This window comes from Bacillus sp. HMF5848 (genome assembly GCF_003944835.1).
GTDB lineage: Bacteria > Bacillota > Bacilli > Bacillales > HMF5848 > HMF5848.
On the sequence record NZ_RWIV01000001.1, the window covers coordinates 149,185 to 167,500 of the forward strand.

Genomic DNA, 18,316 nt, shown 5'->3' on the forward strand with positions numbered 1-18,316 from the left:
GCATTATGTTCCCAATCCTTTGTACGAAGGGGGAGTATACATGAATCTAGTATTGATGGGCCTGCCTGGTGCCGGAAAAGGTACACAAGCGGAGCGAATAGTTGAAGAATACGGAATTCCACACATTTCAACTGGTGACATGTTTCGTGCTGCTATGAAGGATGAAACGGAGCTTGGTCTTAAAGCAAAATCCTTTATGGATAAAGGTGAACTTGTTCCAGATGAAGTAACCATTGGTATCGTTCAAGAAAGATTAGGTAAAGATGATTGTAGCGAAGGCTTTTTATTAGATGGCTTTCCACGCACTCCTGCTCAAGCAGATGCATTGGAAGGTATTCTTGTTGAATTAGGTAAAAAATTAGACTATGTGATTAACATCGAGGTAGATGATTCTATCTTAATGGAGCGTTTAACAGGCCGACGCATTTGCAAGAACTGTGGCGCAACGTATCACTTAGTGTTTAATCCTCCATCTAAAGAAGATACTTGCGACAAATGTGGCGGAGATTTATATCAACGCGCAGATGACAATGCAGAGACAGTTGCTAATCGCCTTGCCGTTAACTTAAAACAAGCACAGCCGTTACTTGATTTTTATCAAGAAAGAGGCTATTTACGAAATATAAATGGTCAACAACACATCGACCAGGTCTTTGCTGACATTAGCAACCTTCTTGGAGGACTGTCTAAATGATTATATGTAAAACCCCGCGTGAGATAGATATCATGCGTGAGGCCGGCCGAATCGTCGCTTTAACACATCAAGAGTTAAAAAAACATATAGTCCCTGGTGTTACAACAAAACAACTTGATGCTATTGCAGAGAAGGTCATAAGAGAGCATAACGCAATACCTTCCTTTAAAGGATACAATGGTTTTCCTGGTAGTATATGTGCATCTGTTAATGAAGAACTTGTTCACGGAATTCCTGGCGATCGAGTACTCAATGATGGAGATATAATTAGTATCGATATTGGTGCTAAGTATAATGGCTACCACGGTGATTCTGCATGGACATACGCAGTGGGTGAAGTATCTGAAAAGACAGCACACTTGCTAAAGGTAACAGAAGAATCACTATATAAAGGACTTGAATATGCTAAGCCTGGTGGTAGATTATCGGATATATCACATGCTATTCAAACGTATGTTGAAGACGAAAGTGGCCTTGCCATTGTTCGTGAGTATGTAGGGCATGGGATTGGGCAAGACCTTCATGAGGATCCGCAAATCCCTCATTACGGTCCACCGAATCGTGGTCCACGATTAAAACCAGGTATGGTCTTAGCTATTGAACCAATGGTGAATGCGGGCACTCGCTATGTACAGACTCTTGCTGATAACTGGACTGTTGTAACGGTTGATAAAGAAATGTGTGCACATTATGAGCACACAATAGCTATCACGGAATCAGGCTATGAGATCCTCACGAAATTGTAAGGTGATAACTCTTGAGTGATTCGCATATCTCTTTGCAGATCGGTCAGGTAGTGCATATTAATAAAGGTAGAGATTCTGGACAAATTGCGATTGTTGTGGGAATCATAGATGATAAATTTATTCTTCTAGCCGATGGCGACAAAAGAAAATTTGATCGCCCAAAGAAGAAAAACATTCATCATCTACAAGTATTAAACTATGTATCTCCAGAGGTTCAGAACAGTATAGCGGAAACAGGTCGTGTGACGAATGGAAAACTGCGATTTGCAGTTACTAAATTTGTCAATGAGCATGTTACTGAATTGAAGAAGGGAGAGCAAATTGATGGCGAAAGATGATGTAATTGAAGTGGAAGGCACTGTAATAGAAACGCTTCCTAACGCAATGTTTAAAGTTGAATTAGAAAACGGACATACAGTGTTGGCGCATGTATCCGGTAAAATTCGTATGCATTTCATTCGTATTTTGCCAGGTGATAAAGTGACAGTTGAACTATCGCCTTATGACCTAACTCGCGGACGTATTACGTATCGATTTAAATAATTGACCACTCCGAAATAAGGAGGTTAGAGACGTGAAAGTAAGACCATCTGTTAAACCAATCTGCGAAAAATGTAAAGTTATTCGTAGAAAAGGCAAAGTTATGGTTATTTGTGAAAACCCAAAGCATAAACAAAAACAAGGTTAGTATGAAGGAGGTGCACGAAATTAATGGCACGTATTGCTGGTGTTGATATTCCTCGTGACAAACGAATCGTTATATCATTAACATATATCTTCGGTATTGGACGTCCAACGGCTCAAAAGGTTCTTGCTGAAGCTGGTGTATCACAGGATACACGTGTACGTGATTTGACAGAAGAAGAGCTTGGAAAAATCCGTGAAGCTATCGACAAATTAAAAGTTGAAGGTGACCTTCGCCGTGAAGTTTCTCTAAATATCAAGCGTCTGATCGAGATCGGATCATATCGTGGCTTACGCCACCGTCGCGGTTTACCTGTTCGTGGTCAAAATACGAAAAATAACGCTCGTACACGTAAAGGTCCACGTCGTACTGTAGCGAACAAGAAGAAATAGTAAAGGAGGTTAGTAACAAAACATGGCACGTAAAACAAACACTCGTAAACGTCGTGTAAAAAAGAATATTGAAGCTGGTATCGCACATATTCGTTCCACTTTCAATAATACAATCGTGACTATTACAGATACTCATGGAAATGCTGTTTCATGGGCAAGCGCTGGTGCTTTAGGATTTAAAGGTTCACGTAAATCTACACCATTTGCTGCACAAATGGCAGCTGAAACTGCTGGTAAAGCATCTATGGAACATGGTATGAGAACATTAGAAGTTAACGTTAAAGGTCCTGGTGCTGGACGTGAAGCAGCTATTCGTGCTTTACAAGCAGCTGGTCTAGAAGTTACTGCTATTCGCGATGTAACACCAGTTCCACATAACGGATGCCGTCCTCCAAAACGTCGCCGTGTGTAATTTTTCTGTATATATTTCATAAACCTGTCTATAATGGGATATGATATGTAAATTACAGAATGAATAACAGTTGTTGTGCACATTCGGGATTTATAATTTGGGGAATTTCGGATAGCTGAATCATCAGCTCTCCGGGGTTTCGACGTTTTGAAGGAGGGTTTATGGAATGATTGAAATCGAGAAACCAAAGATCGAAACGGTTGAAATCAATGAAGATGCTAAATATGGCAAATTCGTCGTAGAACCACTTGAGCGTGGATATGGAACAACTTTGGGTAACTCCTTACGTCGTATCCTACTGTCCTCACTTCCTGGTGCCGCAGTAACCTCTATACAAATAGATGGGGTTCTGCATGAATTCTCAACAATTGAGGGCGTTGTAGAAGACGTTACAACTATTATTCTTCATCTGAAAAAGCTTGCTCTTAAGATTTATTCTGATGAAGAAAAAACGCTTGAAATTGATGTGCAGGGTGAAGGGACTGTTACGGCAGCTGATATCACACATGACAGTGACGTAGAAATCTTAAACCCTGATCTTCATATTGCGACACTAGCGAAAGATGCTCATTTACGAATTCGTTTAAATGCAAAGCGTGGACGTGGATACTCACCTGCTGATGCAAATAAGCGAGAAGATCAGCCGATTGGTGTTATACCGATTGATTCCATTTTTACACCTGTATCTCGTGTTTCTTATCAAGTGGAAAATACTCGTGTTGGTCAAATGACAAATTACGATAAACTTACATTTGATGTATGGACTGATGGCAGTCTAGGACCACAAGAAGCAGTTGCATTAGGCGCGAAAATTTTGACCGAGCACCTTAATATCTTTGTAGGACTTACAGATGATGCACAAAATGCAGAAATTATGGTCGAAAAAGAAGAAGATCAGAAAGAGAAAGTTCTCGAGATGACGATCGAAGAATTAGACCTATCTGTACGTTCATACAACTGTCTAAAACGTGCTGGGATCAACACAGTACAAGAGCTTGCTCATAAAACAGAAGAGGATATGATGAAGGTTCGTAACCTTGGTCGAAAATCTCTAGAAGAAGTAAAAGCGAAGCTTGAAGAACTTGGATTAGGCTTACGCAAAGATGAATAGAAAGCCAACATATAACAACTAAGAAGGAGGGGACACTTATGTCATATCGTAAACTAGGTCGTACAAGTGCACAACGTAAGGCGTTATTACGTGACCTTACAACAGACGTAATCATCCACGGTCGTGTGGAAACAACAGAAACAAGAGCAAAAGAAGTACGTTCGACTGTTGAGAAAATGATTACACTTGGTAAACGCGGAGACCTTCATGCACGTCGTCAAGCTGCTTCTTACTTAAGAAAAGAAATTGCTAACGTAGAAACTGGCGAAGATGCTGTTCAAAAGTTATTCGGCGATATCGCACCACGTTACAGTGAACGTCAAGGTGGTTACACTCGTATTATGAAGCTAGGACCACGTCGTGGTGACGGGGCGCCAATGGCTATCATTGAATTAGTTGAATAGTCACATAATTGGTCTACTTCAAGGGCGGAACAGTTTTACTGAAACTGGATCTATGCCCTTTTTTATTTATACAGATTGACAGCATACGTGCTACATCGCAGATATTGTATCTGCGATGTAGCTTGCGGCTGCTTACTGTTATAATATAACTGTACAACTTCAAAATACCATAGCATAATTATGCTACAGCTTCTTAGACCAAACGGATTTAAGTTGCTAATCCTCAAGCATTATAACTTAAAATACATTCACCAATAAACATTATAGCTGAGTTTATAATATATTAGAGATGAGTCTAGATGAGGTGGCTACTGTTGAAAGAAACTATTATTGAAGTTTCCAAACTATCCTTTCAGTATAGAGGCGAACAAGACTACGCTTTAGAAGATGTATCCTTTGAGGTATATAAAGGGGAATGGTTAGCCATTGTGGGACATAATGGTTCTGGTAAATCTACATTAGCTAGATTACTAAACGGTCTTTTACTCCCAAAGGAAGGTATTATAAATGTGAATGGTGTTTTGTTACAAGAAGATACTGTATGGGATATCCGTAAAATGATTGGTATGGTGTTTCAGAACCCAGATAATCAATTTGTTGGCACAACAGTTATTGATGATGTAGCCTTCGGTATGGAAAACCACGGTATTGACCGTGAAATTATGGTTAAACGAGCAGATGAGGCCTTATCCATTGTGAAGATGGATGAATTTCGCTTTAATGAGCCCCATAATTTATCGGGGGGGCAAAAGCAGCGTGTTGCTATCGCTGGTGTTATAGCTATTCAACCAAACATTATTATTCTAGATGAAGCTACGTCAATGCTTGATCCTAATGGGCGTCAGGAAGTACTTGATACTGTAAGGACACTTAAGGATGATAAGAATATAACGGTAATCTCTATAACACATGATCTAGAAGAAGCAGCAAGAGCTGACCGTATTATTGTTATGAATAAGGGGAAAAAGTTTCAAGAAGGTACACCATCTGAGATATTTGAACTTCACGATACTTTACAAGCAATAGGACTCGATATTCCGTTTCCAGTAAAGCTCTCAAAGGCTTTTAAGGATATAGGGGTACCGATATCCAGTAACCATATTACTGAAGAGGATTTGGTGAACGACTTATGTCAATTGTATTTAAAAATGTAGAGTTTAAATATCAAAAAAACACCCCTTTTGAGCGTTTAGCCATTCATAACATTAACTTAGATGTACCTTCAGGTCAATATTATGCAATTATTGGTCATACAGGCTCAGGGAAGTCGACTATACTACAGCATCTAAATGGTTTGCTACTCCCAACAAACGGATCTATTACCATTGATGATATCGCTATACAAGCTGGTGGTAAACAAGCGAAAGCACTAAAGCAGCTGCGAAAAAAAGTAGGTGTAGTCTTTCAGTTTCCAGAACATCAGCTTTTTGAAGAAACAGTGGAAAAAGATATTTGCTTTGGCCCTATGAATTTTGGTCTTTCATTAGATAAGGCAAAAGAAAAAGCAAGAGAAATGCTTCATCTAGTAGGATTATCAGATGATTTATTAGACCGATCACCATTCGATTTGAGTGGTGGACAAATGAGACGTGTCGCCATAGCAGGTGTGTTAGCAATGGAGCCTGATATTTTAGTGTTAGATGAGCCGACTGCGGGGCTAGACCCTCGTGGCCGTCTAGAGATTATGGATATGTTCTATCAACTTCATAAGAAGAAAAATATCACTGTCTTTCTCGTAACACATAGTATGGAGGACGCTGCTAAATATGCTGATTATATTCTAGTCATGCATAAAGGACAACTAATTAAACAAGGCACACCACAGTATATTTTCTCAGAAGCCGATGAATTAAAAAGAATTGGTCTTAACGTACCAGAGACAGTTGCTTTTAAGAAGCGTTTAGAGCAATGTTTAGGGATTACATTCCCTAATGATTGTATGACGGAAGCTCAGGTAGTAGAGTATGTTAAGAGTTTGTTTAATAAAGGTGAAGCCTATGATGGATAGTATTATTATTGGAAAATATGTACATGGAGATTCATTCATACATCGGCTTGACCCACGTACAAAACTGTTGCTTGTTTTTTTATTTGTATTTATAGTTTTTTTAGCAAACAATATATTAACATATGGTTTGCTAGGTTTATATACATTAGCAATTGTTTTAAATACAAAAATTCCTTTGTCTTTTATATGGCGAGGTTTAAAACCCATTTTATGGATAGTCCTTTTTACATTTTTAATTCATGTTATTTTTACTAAGGAAGGTTCTGCCATTTTCTCTGTGGGCAATTTCACTATCTTTTCAGAAGGTGTGCGGCAAGGAACGTTTTTAGCACTTCGCTTTCTTTATTTGATTGTTATTACAACGTTACTTACTTTAACTACTACACCAATTGAAATTACTGATGGAATGGAATCTTTATTAAAGCCATTTCAAAAGTTTGGTTTACCTGTACATGAATTAGCACTTATGATGTCTATATCGTTACGTTTTATTCCAACACTTATGCAAGAAACAGATAAAATTATGAAGGCACAAAAAGCACGTGGAGCAGACTTCGCAACAGGATCTCTTCGTAAAAGAGTTCAAGCCATTGTTCCCCTTCTTGTTCCATTATTTGTGGGAGCATTTAAACGTGCAGAGGAACTGGCTACAGCAATGGAAGCGCGTGGCTACCAAGGTGGAGAAGGACGCACAAAATATCGTGAGTTAACGTGGGAACGCCCTGATGCGTTGTTTTTGCTATTATTTGCCGTAGTAACTCTACTATTAATTATGCTAAGATCATAGGGTGGTTTTCATGCAAAGATTCAAATGTATAATTTCGTATGATGGTACGAATTTCTCAGGGTATCAAATACAGCCAGGTGCACGTACTGTCCAAAAGGAAATAGAAGACGTGCTATCGAGGATGCATAAAGATATGCACATTCGTATCACTGCTTCGGGGCGTACTGATGCCGGTGTGCATGCAAATGGACAAGTTATTCATTTTGATAGCCCTATGGAAATAACACCTGAGAATATGAAGAGAGCTTTGAATGCATTATTACCACACGATATAGTAGTACACGAAGTTACTACTGTCAATCAAGACTTTCATGCTCGATTTAGCGTCTTACGCAAAGAATATCGCTATAAGATCTATATAGCTAAGGATCGAGATGTATTTACCCGTAGCTATATGCACCATATACCGTACGAATTAAATTTCGATAGTATGCAACAAGCTATGAAGGATATAATCGGCACACATGATTTTACTAGCTTTTGTTCTGCAAAAACAGCAGTAGAAGACAAGGTAAGAACGATATATGAAGCAAGCCTTATTCCTACTGACTATGGCTGTATGCTGAGATTTGTAGGAAATGGTTTTTTGTATAATATGGTTCGTATATTAACAGGTACACTTATTGAAATTGGATCTGGAAAGATAGATCCCTATGAAATGACCAATATGCTAAACAAGCAAGACAGAACGCTAGCAGGTAAGACAGCACCTGCACATGGACTGTATTTATGGCATGTAGAATATAACAACTAATCCAGGTGTAACATTTTCTTGACTTTGACCTCGAGACGTTATATTATAGCATATGGTATGAATTTTAAACCCCACGATAAAGCCCCGGAACTTCATCGTGTTGAGTGATATACTAAAAAAAAGCTTGAACTTATTATCTAGGAGGGAAATGTACAATGCGCACGACATATATGGCTAAGCCATCTGAAGTGAAACGCGATTGGTACGTGGTAGACGCAGAAGGCAAAACACTTGGTCGTCTTGCTACTGAGGTTGCTACGCTATTACGCGGTAAACATAAACCAACTTACACACCACACATCGATACTGGCGATCACGTAATTATCGTAAATGCTGAGAAGATTGAATTAACTGGTAAAAAATTAACTGATAAACTTTACTACCGTCACAGCCAATTCCCTGGCGGATTAAAGGTACGTACAGCGTTAGAGATGCGTACAAACTATTCAGAAAAGATGCTTGAAGGTGCTATTCGTGGCATGCTTCCAAAAGGTCGTTTAGGCCGTCAAATGTATAAAAAATTACACGTATACGCAGGTGCTACTCATCCGCATGAAGCACAACAGCCTAAAGTATACGAATTACGCGGATAATTAAGAGGAGGGTATTACATTGGCACAGGTACAATACTATGGAACTGGTCGTCGTAAGAGCTCTGTAGCCCGCGTTCGCTTAGTACCGGGAGACGGACGTATCGTTATTAACGACCGTGATATTACTGATTATATTCCATTTGAAACACTACGCAACGTTGTAAAGCAACCACTTGTTGAAACAGAAACATTAGGTAACTATGATGTTCTTGTAAATGTAAACGGCGGTGGCTTCACTGGTCAAGCTGGTGCAATTCGCCACGGTATTTCTCGTGCGTTATTGCAAGCTGATCCTGAATTCCGTGCTGTATTAAAACGCGCTGGATTCTTAACTCGTGACGCTCGTATGAAAGAACGTAAGAAATACGGTCTTAAAGGCGCTCGTCGTGCACCTCAGTTCTCAAAACGTTAATTTTGGAACTTTCAAAGACTCTCAACTTTATGGTTGGGGGTCTTTTTATATATTGCGTGCCCAGCAAGCCGTTAATTGCTTATTGGTGAAAGTCCAATCTGAGTAAGTGCCAAGACGCTCAGTAGCTGACAGGCAACTGGTGGAGAAATCCTAAGGTTGAAGCCCTGTGACAATGTAACTCCTAAAGAGTGCTAGCAAACTAACAGGTTGTAACATAAAGTGAATCCTGCCGTCTCGTCAATTATAACCCTCATTTGAGGATAAAAAGGGAAGTTGAGCCTTGAGTATATGGGCGAAAACCACGGAAGGTGTGAAGAACTTGGAAGAACAGCACCGAAGAATCCCTCGGGGTAAGGGGAGCGACATGTTAGGACAGTAGTTAACGGAACTGGGGATACCCTCCTCGACACTTTCTTTAGAAAGTAAAGCAGATACCTATAAGTGAAAACGAAGTGGTGGAAGGTCGAGAGGGAGTCGGAGGGGGTCATAGTACCGGTAATGATAACGACAACACAACGTTATCAAGGGAAGGACGGCGCAAGCCAATACCCTACTTCGTTCATATGTTCAAAGGAGGTAAGAGTCAGTGAATGCCAAGAAAACGGCTAACTACACCAATAACGCCAAAGCTCAAGAACTCTGGAAAACATTATACCTTTGTGCCAAGGAAAGCAAAACACGTCGATTTCATGCCCTATATGATAAGATTTATCGACCTGATGTCTTATGGGAGGCATGGCAAAGAGTGAAACGTAAAAAGGGAAGTGGAGGAGTAGACGAGCAGTCACTAGAAGATATCCAGGTTTATGGTGAAAAGAAATTTCTGAACGAACTCTATCTGGAGTTAAAGGAAAAGCGATATCATCCACAACCAGTTCTACGAACTTACATTCCAAAAGATGATGGAAAGAAACGTCCATTAGGAATTCCAACCATTAAAGACAGAGTTGCACAAATGGCAACTAAACTAGTCATTGAACCAATCTTCGAAGCAGATTTCAAAGAATGTTCGTATGGATTTCGTCCCAAAAGGAATGCACATCAAGCAATAGCGAAGATACGTAAAGAGAGTAAAAAGAGTTATTGGGTATTAGACGTCGATATCCAAGGATACTTTGATAACATCAACCATAATAAACTAATGAAACTAGTAGAACAGCGAATTAGTGACCGAAGGGTACTAAAGTTGATTCGAAAATGGTTACAAGCAGGAATCATGGAAGAAGGAAAACTCCGAAATTCTTTATTAGGAGCCCCTCAAGGTGGTGTCATTTCTCCTCTACTATCAAACATTTATCTAAATACGATGGATACTTTATGGGAAAAGAAATTCAACCACTTAGGCACTCTCATCCGCTATGCGGATGATTTTGTCATCTTGTGTAAGACGAAACAACAAGCAGTGGAAAGTGTACGAGTGATTCAAGGCATTATGAACAAATTGGACCTTTCTCTACATCAAGAGAAATCAAGACTAGTTAATATTTGGGATGACTCTGATGGGTTTGATTTTCTAGGATTCCATCACCGCAAATTCCCCGTTCGTAAGAAAGGGGGGCGTATACTCTTTATCATGAATCATATCCCGAGTAAGAAAGTCATGAAGAAAATGCGAAAGAAGATTAAAGACTATACCGAGCCACGAAGTAAATTATTCATGGATATAAAGGAGTTAGTAAAAGGCTTGAATCGTAAACTACGGGGATTCAAGAACTACTATCAACTTTCTCCATTATCTAAGAGGTGGTTGAATCGTATCGACTGGTACGTGTTACAACGTCTTAATCTCTTCAATAATAAGAAGAGAAACAGGCGACATAAACATGCTTATCTGCAAGACACAGTAAAAGAAATACAACTCATATTAGTGAAATTGGCAAGTTAAGTAAGTACATAAAGCTAAAGGAAGAAGAACGTCGGAAAGCCGTATGAGGGAAAACCTCACGTACGGTTTGATGAGGGGGGGCTGAAAGTAAAAGAGATGGCGAAAGCCATCCCTTTGAAATCAGTTCTCTACTCTACTTAGGAAAATATAAAATGCTTAAATGAGGACAAATCTGGATAAAGCTCCGTACATAAAGAAACCTTACTGGGAGCGTCAGTATGTCATTTCTAATTGTGATAACTTATGAAAAAGGCTCTGTTGTATGTGATTCGATAAGAAGTGTACTCAGTATCTTCGTAGTCTAGCGTTGCGTATACAGCTCCTACAGAAGCTGAAAAGAATACCCAAGAAAAAATCGGGTTAATGGGGAACTTAAATAATATAGAGATGATGTATTGGAACGAAACAAAGATGAGATTAGAAGTTCGTAAGGCCATTGACTAGGGGGCTAGTGGGTACGGTTTTATTCTTTCGTCGCAGCCGCCTGAAATTCCTTATGACGTTCCGCTCCACGTTATAAAAGCTATGGTTGAGTCTACTAAAGAATTTGGTGTTTATAAACAAACTGTAAAGTAGAACAAAGCCCTCATGTTCATGAGGGCTTATTCGTTATCCGTGTTATCCTGCGGTGGATGTTTCTCGATATATTTAATTATACCTGTATAAATCGAGGCTGCCACCGCGTGCTGATATGCTTTGGTTTGTAGCAAGTTTCGTTCTGCATCATTAGATAGGAAGCCGATCTCAACTAATGCTCCCGGTTTTTCAACTTTTCGTAATAAATATGATTCCTGCAGAGCTTTAGCCGACCGGTCTGTGTTCTCAAGATTACGAATCATCTCTGCCTGAATCGCTTTTGCCAACGCCTTATTTTCTTTGTACATAGGATTATAAAATACTTGTGCTCCTCTCCATCTAGAAGAAGGGATCGCGTTAAGATGGACGCTAATAAATAAATCAGCTGCTGATTCATTTATAAAAGTAACTCGATTCCTCAAGTTTTCTTGCCAGCGCTTTCGATACCCTTTTGTTGATGGGGATGCTAAATCTCTATCATCCTCACGTGTTAGAAGAACTAAAGCCCCTTGCTCCTGTAAATAGTCACGTAGCTTCAGGGATACAGAGAGAGCTATATCTTTTTCATATACGTCTTCTCCACCGACAGCACCTCCATCAACGCCTCCATGACCGGGATCAATGGCAATAATTAAGCCTGACAGAGGCAAGTTCCAGCTCTGTAATGCATCTTGATCTCTAAATTGATATTGCATAAAGGTAAATAGACATATAATAACTATAAAGACACCTATCAATATTCTAAATCGTTTCATATCGCTACCTCCTGCATGACTTCCATACATGATATGGGACAAACTACGGAAATAGAACGTTAAACGAGACTTTTTGTGTGTTCAATAAAGAACAGTGAAAAGGCACCTTATTTTGGTGCCAGTCACTTAAATGTGCGATTACTTCCGTAAATTTAGTTATCTGCTTTATGAAGATAGCTTGAGTAATGTCTAGCCATGTCTCAATTTTATTTATGCAGACGGAGTCGGTAACGACGTTCACCTTTTGAAAAACCTTCATTCCACCAATAATCAACAAACACTTCGCACGTATAATATACAGACTCCTCAAACATGCCATTAGAGGGGAAACGCCCCCAGAATAATAAATAATCATATAAAGAATCAACTACATATTTTTGTTCGTATAAACAACGCCGTTTTGCGTTTTCTACCGTTTCACCATAATATCCAAATTTACTAAACGAGGCACCGAGTAAATACGCTTCTATGGCCATATCAACACAGCCGTTCTCGATGTTGTGTTTTAAAAGATAACCGTTATCTATATAATCGCTGAACACCTCATTAGTGTATGCTTTTAACATATCAAGAGTCAGTTCTTGTAGCATGCTGCGCTCATAATTCACTTGCTTATCACGCTGCCGTTGCTTTAAAGATACTACAACTGCCATTTCATATCACACTCCTATGCAACTAGTTTCTGACTTCAATAAATTCTCATACGTTCTCGGTCACTGCCAATTTCAGCCGTTAGTACTTAGAACTGTAAACGCAGTACAAGTGTTGATTTCTTTAAAAAAGAAAAAAAGATGTGATATACTTTAATTTGTGAACGATTACAAAGTTAAGGCGGTGGATATATGCTAACAGAACAACAAGTATTAGAGGTTTTAGGGAATCTACAAGATCCGTACATAAATAAAACATTTAAAGAAACAAACGCTGTGCAAGAAATAAAAATTAAAGAAGAAAAAAAACACGTAAGTGTGAAAATAGCACTGGCAAAAACAGGTACACCTGAGCAACTACAAATACAAACAACTATTGTTAATGTATTAAAGCAGGCTGGGGCGGAATCGGTAGGTATTCGCTTTACAGAGTTAGCACCAGAAGTTATCCAAGCCTTTCAAGGTGAGATGGAAGAAGACACATCTCTTTTATCCCCGACAAGTAAAACGACATTTATTGCTATTGCGAGTGGTAAAGGTGGCGTAGGAAAGTCTACTGTATCTGTCAATTTAGCCGTTGCTTTAGCTAGATTAGGGAAAAAAGTTGGGTTAATTGATGCTGATATTTACGGATTTAGCGTTCCGGATATGATGGGAATTACACAACGCCCTGTTGTACGTGGTGAAAAGATTATTCCTGTTGACCGTTTCGATGTGAAAGTTATCTCTATGGGATTCTTTGTAGAAGATAACTCACCTATCATTTGGCGTGGGCCAATGCTTGGGAAAATGCTAAATAACTTTTTCCAAGAGGTAGAGTGGGGCGATTTAGATTACCTTCTATTAGACTTACCTCCAGGTACAGGGGATGTGGCTTTGGATGTACACTCCATGCTGCCAGCATGTAAGGAAATAATCGTAACAACTCCACACCCAACTGCGGCGTTTGTAGCAGCTCGTGCGGGTGCGATGGCATTAAAGACAGACCATGAAGTTATCGGTGTCATTGAAAATATGTCGTATTTTGAAAGCAAAGTAACAAAAGAAAAAGAATATGTGTTTGGAAAAGGTGGGGGAGAGAAGCTTGCATCAGAAATGCAAGTTGATTTATTAGGACAATTGCCTCTTCAACAGCCTGATTGGAATACAAGTGACTTTGCTCCTTCTGTGTATGAAGATGACAATGAAGTAGGTAAGATCTTTAGTGATATTGCGAAAAAAGTAATAGAAAAAGTAGGTAAGTAAGGTGTGTAAAGGGTAACTAACGAAGGCAGCTATCAGACGAATACTGTTAAATTGAATTCTCAGCTAGAACCTATCATTACTACCAAAGCCGCAAGTGCCAATAATTATATCATCGAACAAAAAAAGGCATTTCCATAAGGGAATGCCTTTTCAAGTGGATGTAAGTTGATGAACTATTCGCCGCCCTCATCTTTCCCTTCCTCTTTCTTTTTCTCGCCTTTTTGCATTTCTTCTGCAGCTTTTATTAAAAGATCTTGAATTTTCGCTTGAAAGATAGGGCTTTCCATTGTTTCATTAATGACTTCTTGTAAGTGAGACCGATAATCTTTGCTTTTAAACACATCTATCATTTCTTTTTGCATTTCTGGGTCTTTAAAAATATCTTGTAACATTCCTTGATATTCTGGATCTTTCATGAGTTGCTTAATTAGCTTCTCATGTTCCTTTTGCATGCTTTTTGCGAAAGCCTCCGCAAATTTTGGGTCCTCGAACTGTTTCTTCCAAAACTCTCCACCTTTTTCAGATGAAAAAAGCTGCTCGATAGCATCAGTAACAACTTTTTGTTCAATTACAAGCTGTTGTTTCATTTTATCATCTGTCATAATCTCTTCAATTGCTTTTTTACCTTCATCTGTTTTTAGAATATCAACAACCATTTTTTTCGTCTGTTCATAATCTAATTGACCATTTCCTTGATCTTGTGGGGCACATCCTGTCGCTATGATAAAGGTCATAACTAGGAGGATTACCAAAAATTTTCGCATTCCAACTAGCTCCCTTCAATACAAGTCAGTTGATAGCAGTTTTAATGCTATATAGAATAACTAATATGTTTAATATCTCGAAATTAGTTACGTTCTATACATTGCTACATTTACTTAACATCTTTTTAGAATTTTTAAATATGATATAATTAATTTTGAAATAATACTATGCTCTATATAGTAATGCGGAGGATGTACTTATGAAGAGCCGAAATTGGGTTAGGTTATTTATATCAACGTTATTCTTTGGTGGCTTAGCAACAGGTTTAACAGGAATTATTGTTAGGTGGTCGGATTATAGAGGTTTTCTAGAAATTGGAGATTTTGGTGAATTTATATCAGCCTTTATGTGGCTATTCGGCCTAGGTTTATTATTCAGTATTGTGAGTCAAATGGGTTTTTTTGCTTATTTATTTGTACACCGGTTTGGGTTAGCAATCTTTAGGTCGATGTGGTCAAGTGTGCAAGTAGTACTGATTGTTTTTGTGTTGTTTGATTTAATATATTTCCGATATCAAGCATTTGCGACTGAGGCAGAAACGATACTACATTATGTTTGGCCGGCAGCAGTTGTTTTATTATTCGGTTTGCTCATTGCTTACATGAAAGCCAATCAAACAAATCAGAAAGCCTTTATACCTGCACTATTTTTTATGACAGTTGTAACAATACTCGAGTGGGTACCAGTCTTGCGTGTTAACGAATCAGATTGGTTATACTTTATGTTAGTGCCTTTGCTTGTATGTAATGCTTATCAATTACTACTGCTTCATAAACTAAACACCAGTACAAAAAATAATAAAGTTAGCGTCACAGCATAAAAAACCAGGAGTTCCACTTAAAACTATTTAAGTGACTCCTGGTTTTTAATTTATAGATGAGAGCTTAGGTATTGCTTCAGGGGTTGAACTTAGATGTGAATGACTACCCTTATTGAGAACATTGTATTTAGTTCTCTTGCTCTCCGGCTGTGTAATATTAAAAAAACGAATTGATTCAGTTCATATCCTTGCTCTTTGCATCAACGTCAGCAATCATGTCACTAACGCTAATATTTTTTAGTCCTTTTTGCTTCATTATCTTTGCGATTTGTGGGATAGCAGCTGCAGTTTGAGTAGCTGAATCAGAAGCGTGTAATAAAATTATGTCACCGTTTATCATTTCTTCAACGTTTTTAACAATATCTTCTACTCCTGGATTGTCCCAGTCCTGTGAATCTATACTCCAATGAATCACCGAATAATTATATTGTTGGGCAATCTTAAGAACGTCTTCATTAAACTGGCCGGAAGGTGGACGTAAAAGGTAATTGTCATTAGCTTTTAGTTGTCTAAAAACATCTTGCGCTTTTAAGATATCACGTTTAACTTTAACATTCTCCATCTTTGTGTAGTTCTTCCACACATACCCCATACTGCCGATTTCATGTCCATCCTCTATAATGCGCTCTACAATGTCAGGGTGTCTTTCAGCCCACACTGCGGATAAAAAGAAGGTTGCGTTTGTTATACCCTCAGCCTTAAGTGCCTCAAGGATAGGAATGGCTTTTTCATCTCCCCAACTAATGTCGAAAGTTAATGCCACCGCATCATTTTTCTTGTCCCCCTTGTATATAGCACGTGGTCCATCCTCTGTTGAAAATACGGGCTGTTGAACAACAGTTTGTACATAAAGGATGCTAGCCGTAAAAAATGCAGCAAAAACAATAATTAATCCTTGCTTAATAGTTTTCCCATTTAATACATAGAAAAAATTCAATCTAATCACCTCGATAACTTCACTTATTAGTAGTACATCATATGCTTGTCTAGTAAAAGATATGAGACATGCGTAAACTTTTGGTTAAAAAATACAATTATGTGCAAAAATATAATACCTGAAATAATTATTTATGTTGGAGGTTTATATGCTAGGACTAATCGTTAGTAAGAAAGAGATAAAAGAACTTGAATACATGATAAAGAGAGAGTTAGAGGAAATATTATTAGATGTTGAGGACTCGCGTATTGATCATATAGTGAAACGCTCTATGGAGGAAAGATATGATATACTATATAAATTATATATGAGGGTAGCTCCACCTATGGAGTGTATGAAATATATTCGCAACAAAAAAAAGTGGGTATCAAAAAAAAGTTAGAATAAAAGGTTGACGAGAAATAATAATCTTGGTATAGTAATAAACGTCGCTGATAAACAACAACACAATTTGAAATTAAATTTTAAAAAGTTGTTGACAGGAAAACGACGAAGTGTTATTATAATAAAGCTGCTGTGAACGGCAGTTTAAAAGCTCTTTGAAAACTAAACAAAACCAAGCGCTAAAACGTTTCTATTATAGAAACAAAACAAGCGACTTTAAAAGTCGCAAAAAGAATTGCCAGATGTAAATTTGAGCAAGTCAAACTTCTTTTCGGAGAGTTTGATCCTGGCTCAGGACGAACGCTGGCGGCGTGCCTAATACATGCAAGTCGAGCGAACCACTTCGGTGGTTAGCGGCGGACGGGTGAGTAACACGTGGGCAACCTGCCTATGAGACTGGGATAACTTCGGGAAACCGGAGCTAATACCGGATAACATTTATCTTTACCTGAAGATAAATTGAAAGATGGCTTTTAGCTATCACTTATAGATGGGCCCGCGGCGCATTAGCTAGTTGGTGAGGTAATGGCTCACCAAGGCGACGATGCGTAGCCGACCTGAGAGGGTGATCGGCCACACTGGGACTGAGACACGGCCCAGACTCCTACGGGAGGCAGCAGTAGGGAATCTTCCACAATGGACGAAAGTCTGATGGAGCAACGCCGCGTGAGTGAAGAAGGTTTTCGGATCGTAAAACTCTGTTGTTAGGGAAGAACAAGTACCGTTCGAATAGGGCGGTACCTTGACGGTACCTAACGAGAAAGCCACGGCTAACTACGTGCCAGCAGCCGCGGTAATACGTAGGTGGCAAGCGTTGTCCGGAATTATTGGGCGTAAAGCGCGCGCAGGCGGTCCTTTAAGTCTGATGTGAAAGCCCACGGCTCAACCGTGGAGGGTCATTGGAAACTGGAGGACTTGAGTGCAGAAGAGGAGAGTGGAATTCCACGTGTAGCGGTGAAATGCGTAGATATGTGGAGGAACACCAGTGGCGAAGGCGACTCTCTGGTCTGTAACTGACGCTGAGGCGCGAAAGCGTGGGGAGCGAACAGGATTAGATACCCTGGTAGTCCACGCCGTAAACGATGAGTGCTAAGTGTTGGAGGGTTTCCGCCCTTCAGTGCTGCAGCAAACGCATTAAGCACTCCGCCTGGGGAGTACGGTCGCAAGACTGAAACTCAAAGGAATTGACGGGGGCCCGCACAAGCGGTGGAGCATGTGGTTTAATTCGAAGCAACGCGAAGAACCTTACCAGGTCTTGACATCCCTATGCCCGCCCTAGAGATAGGGTTTTCCCTTCGGGG

The 18,316-nt window shown here is 39.3% G+C and carries 23 protein-coding genes and 1 rRNA gene (1 of these 24 cut by a window edge); 20 read left to right on the plus strand and 4 right to left on the minus strand.

Features of this window, described 5'->3' with window-relative positions; all coding sequences use genetic code 11:
• The first annotated feature begins 40 nt into the window (after nt 1–40).
• From EJF36_RS00780 to ltrA, 16 genes are all read left to right on the plus strand, one after another.
• Nucleotides 41–694 carry an adenylate kinase gene (locus EJF36_RS00780; protein ID WP_125904570.1) on the plus strand — a complete coding sequence of 218 codons (654 nt, stop codon included), beginning with the start codon at nt 41–43 and terminating at the stop codon, nt 692–694.
• Complete coding sequence (gene map / locus EJF36_RS00785) at nt 691–1,440, plus strand: type I methionyl aminopeptidase (RefSeq protein WP_125904571.1); 750 nt, start codon at nt 691–693, stop codon at nt 1,438–1,440. The genes EJF36_RS00780 and map overlap by 4 nt, the downstream gene beginning before the upstream one ends.
• Nucleotides 1,441–1,451: 11 nt before the next feature.
• Entirely contained in the window at nt 1,452–1,778 is a 327-nt protein-coding gene (locus EJF36_RS00790) for a KOW domain-containing RNA-binding protein (protein ID WP_125904572.1), read from the plus strand.
• On the plus strand, nt 1,765–1,983 hold the full coding sequence (gene infA / locus EJF36_RS00795; RefSeq protein ID WP_010191517.1) for a translation initiation factor IF-1: 219 nt from the start codon (nt 1,765–1,767) through the stop codon (nt 1,981–1,983). Before EJF36_RS00790 ends, infA begins: the two co-directional genes overlap by 14 nt.
• A gap of 31 nt (nt 1,984–2,014) precedes the next feature.
• Complete coding sequence (gene rpmJ, locus EJF36_RS00800; protein WP_003156543.1) at nt 2,015–2,128, plus strand: 50S ribosomal protein L36; 114 nt, start codon at nt 2,015–2,017, stop codon at nt 2,126–2,128.
• A 23-nt stretch (nt 2,129–2,151) separates the two neighbouring features.
• Entirely contained in the window at nt 2,152–2,517 is a 366-nt protein-coding gene (gene rpsM, locus EJF36_RS00805; protein WP_125904573.1) for a 30S ribosomal protein S13, read from the plus strand.
• A 22-nt stretch (nt 2,518–2,539) separates the two neighbouring features.
• Nucleotides 2,540–2,929 (plus strand): 30S ribosomal protein S11, encoded by a 390-nt coding sequence (gene rpsK, locus EJF36_RS00810; RefSeq protein ID WP_125904574.1) that lies wholly within the window; start codon nt 2,540–2,542, stop codon nt 2,927–2,929.
• Nucleotides 2,930–3,095: 166 nt separating this feature from the next.
• Nucleotides 3,096–4,040 (plus strand): DNA-directed RNA polymerase subunit alpha, encoded by a 945-nt coding sequence (locus EJF36_RS00815; protein WP_125904575.1) that lies wholly within the window; start codon nt 3,096–3,098, stop codon nt 4,038–4,040.
• Nucleotides 4,041–4,078: 38 nt separating this feature from the next.
• The gene (gene rplQ / locus EJF36_RS00820) at nt 4,079–4,444 is read left to right on the plus strand and encodes a 50S ribosomal protein L17 (RefSeq protein WP_125904576.1); all 366 of its coding nucleotides are present in this window, start codon (nt 4,079–4,081) and stop codon (nt 4,442–4,444) included.
• A 314-nt stretch (nt 4,445–4,758) separates the two neighbouring features.
• The gene (locus EJF36_RS00825; RefSeq protein ID WP_125904577.1) at nt 4,759–5,598 is read left to right on the plus strand and encodes an energy-coupling factor ABC transporter ATP-binding protein; all 840 of its coding nucleotides are present in this window, start codon (nt 4,759–4,761) and stop codon (nt 5,596–5,598) included.
• Nucleotides 5,574–6,452: an energy-coupling factor ABC transporter ATP-binding protein gene (locus tag EJF36_RS00830; protein WP_125904578.1), complete on the plus strand. Its 879-nt coding sequence runs from the start codon at nt 5,574–5,576 to the stop codon at nt 6,450–6,452. The genes EJF36_RS00825 and EJF36_RS00830 overlap by 25 nt, the downstream gene beginning before the upstream one ends.
• Nucleotides 6,442–7,239, plus strand: a complete 798-nt coding sequence (locus tag EJF36_RS00835; RefSeq protein ID WP_125904579.1) for an energy-coupling factor transporter transmembrane component T family protein — start codon at nt 6,442–6,444, stop codon at nt 7,237–7,239. The genes EJF36_RS00830 and EJF36_RS00835 overlap by 11 nt, the downstream gene beginning before the upstream one ends.
• A gap of 10 nt (nt 7,240–7,249) precedes the next feature.
• Nucleotides 7,250–7,993 carry a tRNA pseudouridine(38-40) synthase TruA gene (truA, locus tag EJF36_RS00840; protein WP_125904580.1) on the plus strand — a complete coding sequence of 248 codons (744 nt, stop codon included), beginning with the start codon at nt 7,250–7,252 and terminating at the stop codon, nt 7,991–7,993.
• A 155-nt stretch (nt 7,994–8,148) separates the two neighbouring features.
• Nucleotides 8,149–8,586: a 50S ribosomal protein L13 gene (rplM, locus tag EJF36_RS00845; RefSeq protein WP_125904581.1), complete on the plus strand. Its 438-nt coding sequence runs from the start codon at nt 8,149–8,151 to the stop codon at nt 8,584–8,586.
• A 19-nt stretch (nt 8,587–8,605) separates the two neighbouring features.
• Nucleotides 8,606–8,998 (plus strand): 30S ribosomal protein S9, encoded by a 393-nt coding sequence (rpsI, locus tag EJF36_RS00850; RefSeq protein ID WP_125904582.1) that lies wholly within the window; start codon nt 8,606–8,608, stop codon nt 8,996–8,998.
• A 586-nt stretch (nt 8,999–9,584) separates the two neighbouring features.
• A complete protein-coding gene (ltrA, locus tag EJF36_RS00860; protein WP_125904583.1) occupies nt 9,585–10,883 on the plus strand; it encodes a group II intron reverse transcriptase/maturase in 1,299 nt (432 codons plus the stop codon).
• 602 nt (nt 10,884–11,485) lie between these two features.
• Here ltrA and cwlD read toward each other — a convergent pair.
• Together cwlD and EJF36_RS00870 are read right to left on the minus strand one after the other, a co-directional pair.
• Nucleotides 11,486–12,214 (minus strand): N-acetylmuramoyl-L-alanine amidase CwlD, encoded by a 729-nt coding sequence (gene cwlD / locus EJF36_RS00865; protein WP_125904584.1) that lies wholly within the window; start codon nt 12,212–12,214, stop codon nt 11,486–11,488.
• 206 nt (nt 12,215–12,420) lie between these two features.
• On the minus strand, nt 12,421–12,867 hold the full coding sequence (locus EJF36_RS00870) for a DUF2521 family protein (RefSeq protein WP_125904585.1): 447 nt from the start codon (nt 12,865–12,867) through the stop codon (nt 12,421–12,423).
• 189 nt (nt 12,868–13,056) lie between these two features.
• Between EJF36_RS00870 and EJF36_RS00875 the strand changes: the two genes are divergently transcribed.
• The gene (locus tag EJF36_RS00875) at nt 13,057–14,109 is read left to right on the plus strand and encodes an Mrp/NBP35 family ATP-binding protein (RefSeq protein WP_125904586.1); all 1,053 of its coding nucleotides are present in this window, start codon (nt 13,057–13,059) and stop codon (nt 14,107–14,109) included.
• A gap of 173 nt (nt 14,110–14,282) precedes the next feature.
• On the opposite strand, the gene gerD is transcribed toward EJF36_RS00875, so the two are convergent.
• Nucleotides 14,283–14,873 (minus strand): spore germination lipoprotein GerD, encoded by a 591-nt coding sequence (gerD, locus tag EJF36_RS00880; RefSeq protein ID WP_125904587.1) that lies wholly within the window; start codon nt 14,871–14,873, stop codon nt 14,283–14,285.
• 200 nt (nt 14,874–15,073) lie between these two features.
• Here gerD and EJF36_RS00885 point away from each other — a divergent pair, with 200 nt between their 5' ends.
• Complete coding sequence (locus EJF36_RS00885; protein WP_125904588.1) at nt 15,074–15,694, plus strand: KinB-signaling pathway activation protein; 621 nt, start codon at nt 15,074–15,076, stop codon at nt 15,692–15,694.
• Nucleotides 15,695–15,869: 175 nt separating this feature from the next.
• Here the strand turns inward: EJF36_RS00885 and pdaB are convergent, their stop codons facing one another.
• Nucleotides 15,870–16,631, minus strand: a complete 762-nt coding sequence (gene pdaB / locus EJF36_RS00890; protein ID WP_125904589.1) for a polysaccharide deacetylase family sporulation protein PdaB — start codon at nt 16,629–16,631, stop codon at nt 15,870–15,872.
• A gap of 148 nt (nt 16,632–16,779) precedes the next feature.
• Here pdaB and EJF36_RS00895 point away from each other — a divergent pair, with 148 nt between their 5' ends.
• Nucleotides 16,780–17,013 (plus strand): hypothetical protein, encoded by a 234-nt coding sequence (locus tag EJF36_RS00895; RefSeq protein WP_125904590.1) that lies wholly within the window; start codon nt 16,780–16,782, stop codon nt 17,011–17,013.
• A gap of 270 nt (nt 17,014–17,283) precedes the next feature.
• Nucleotides 17,284–18,316 (plus strand): 16S ribosomal RNA (locus EJF36_RS00900); it runs 507 nt beyond the window's last position.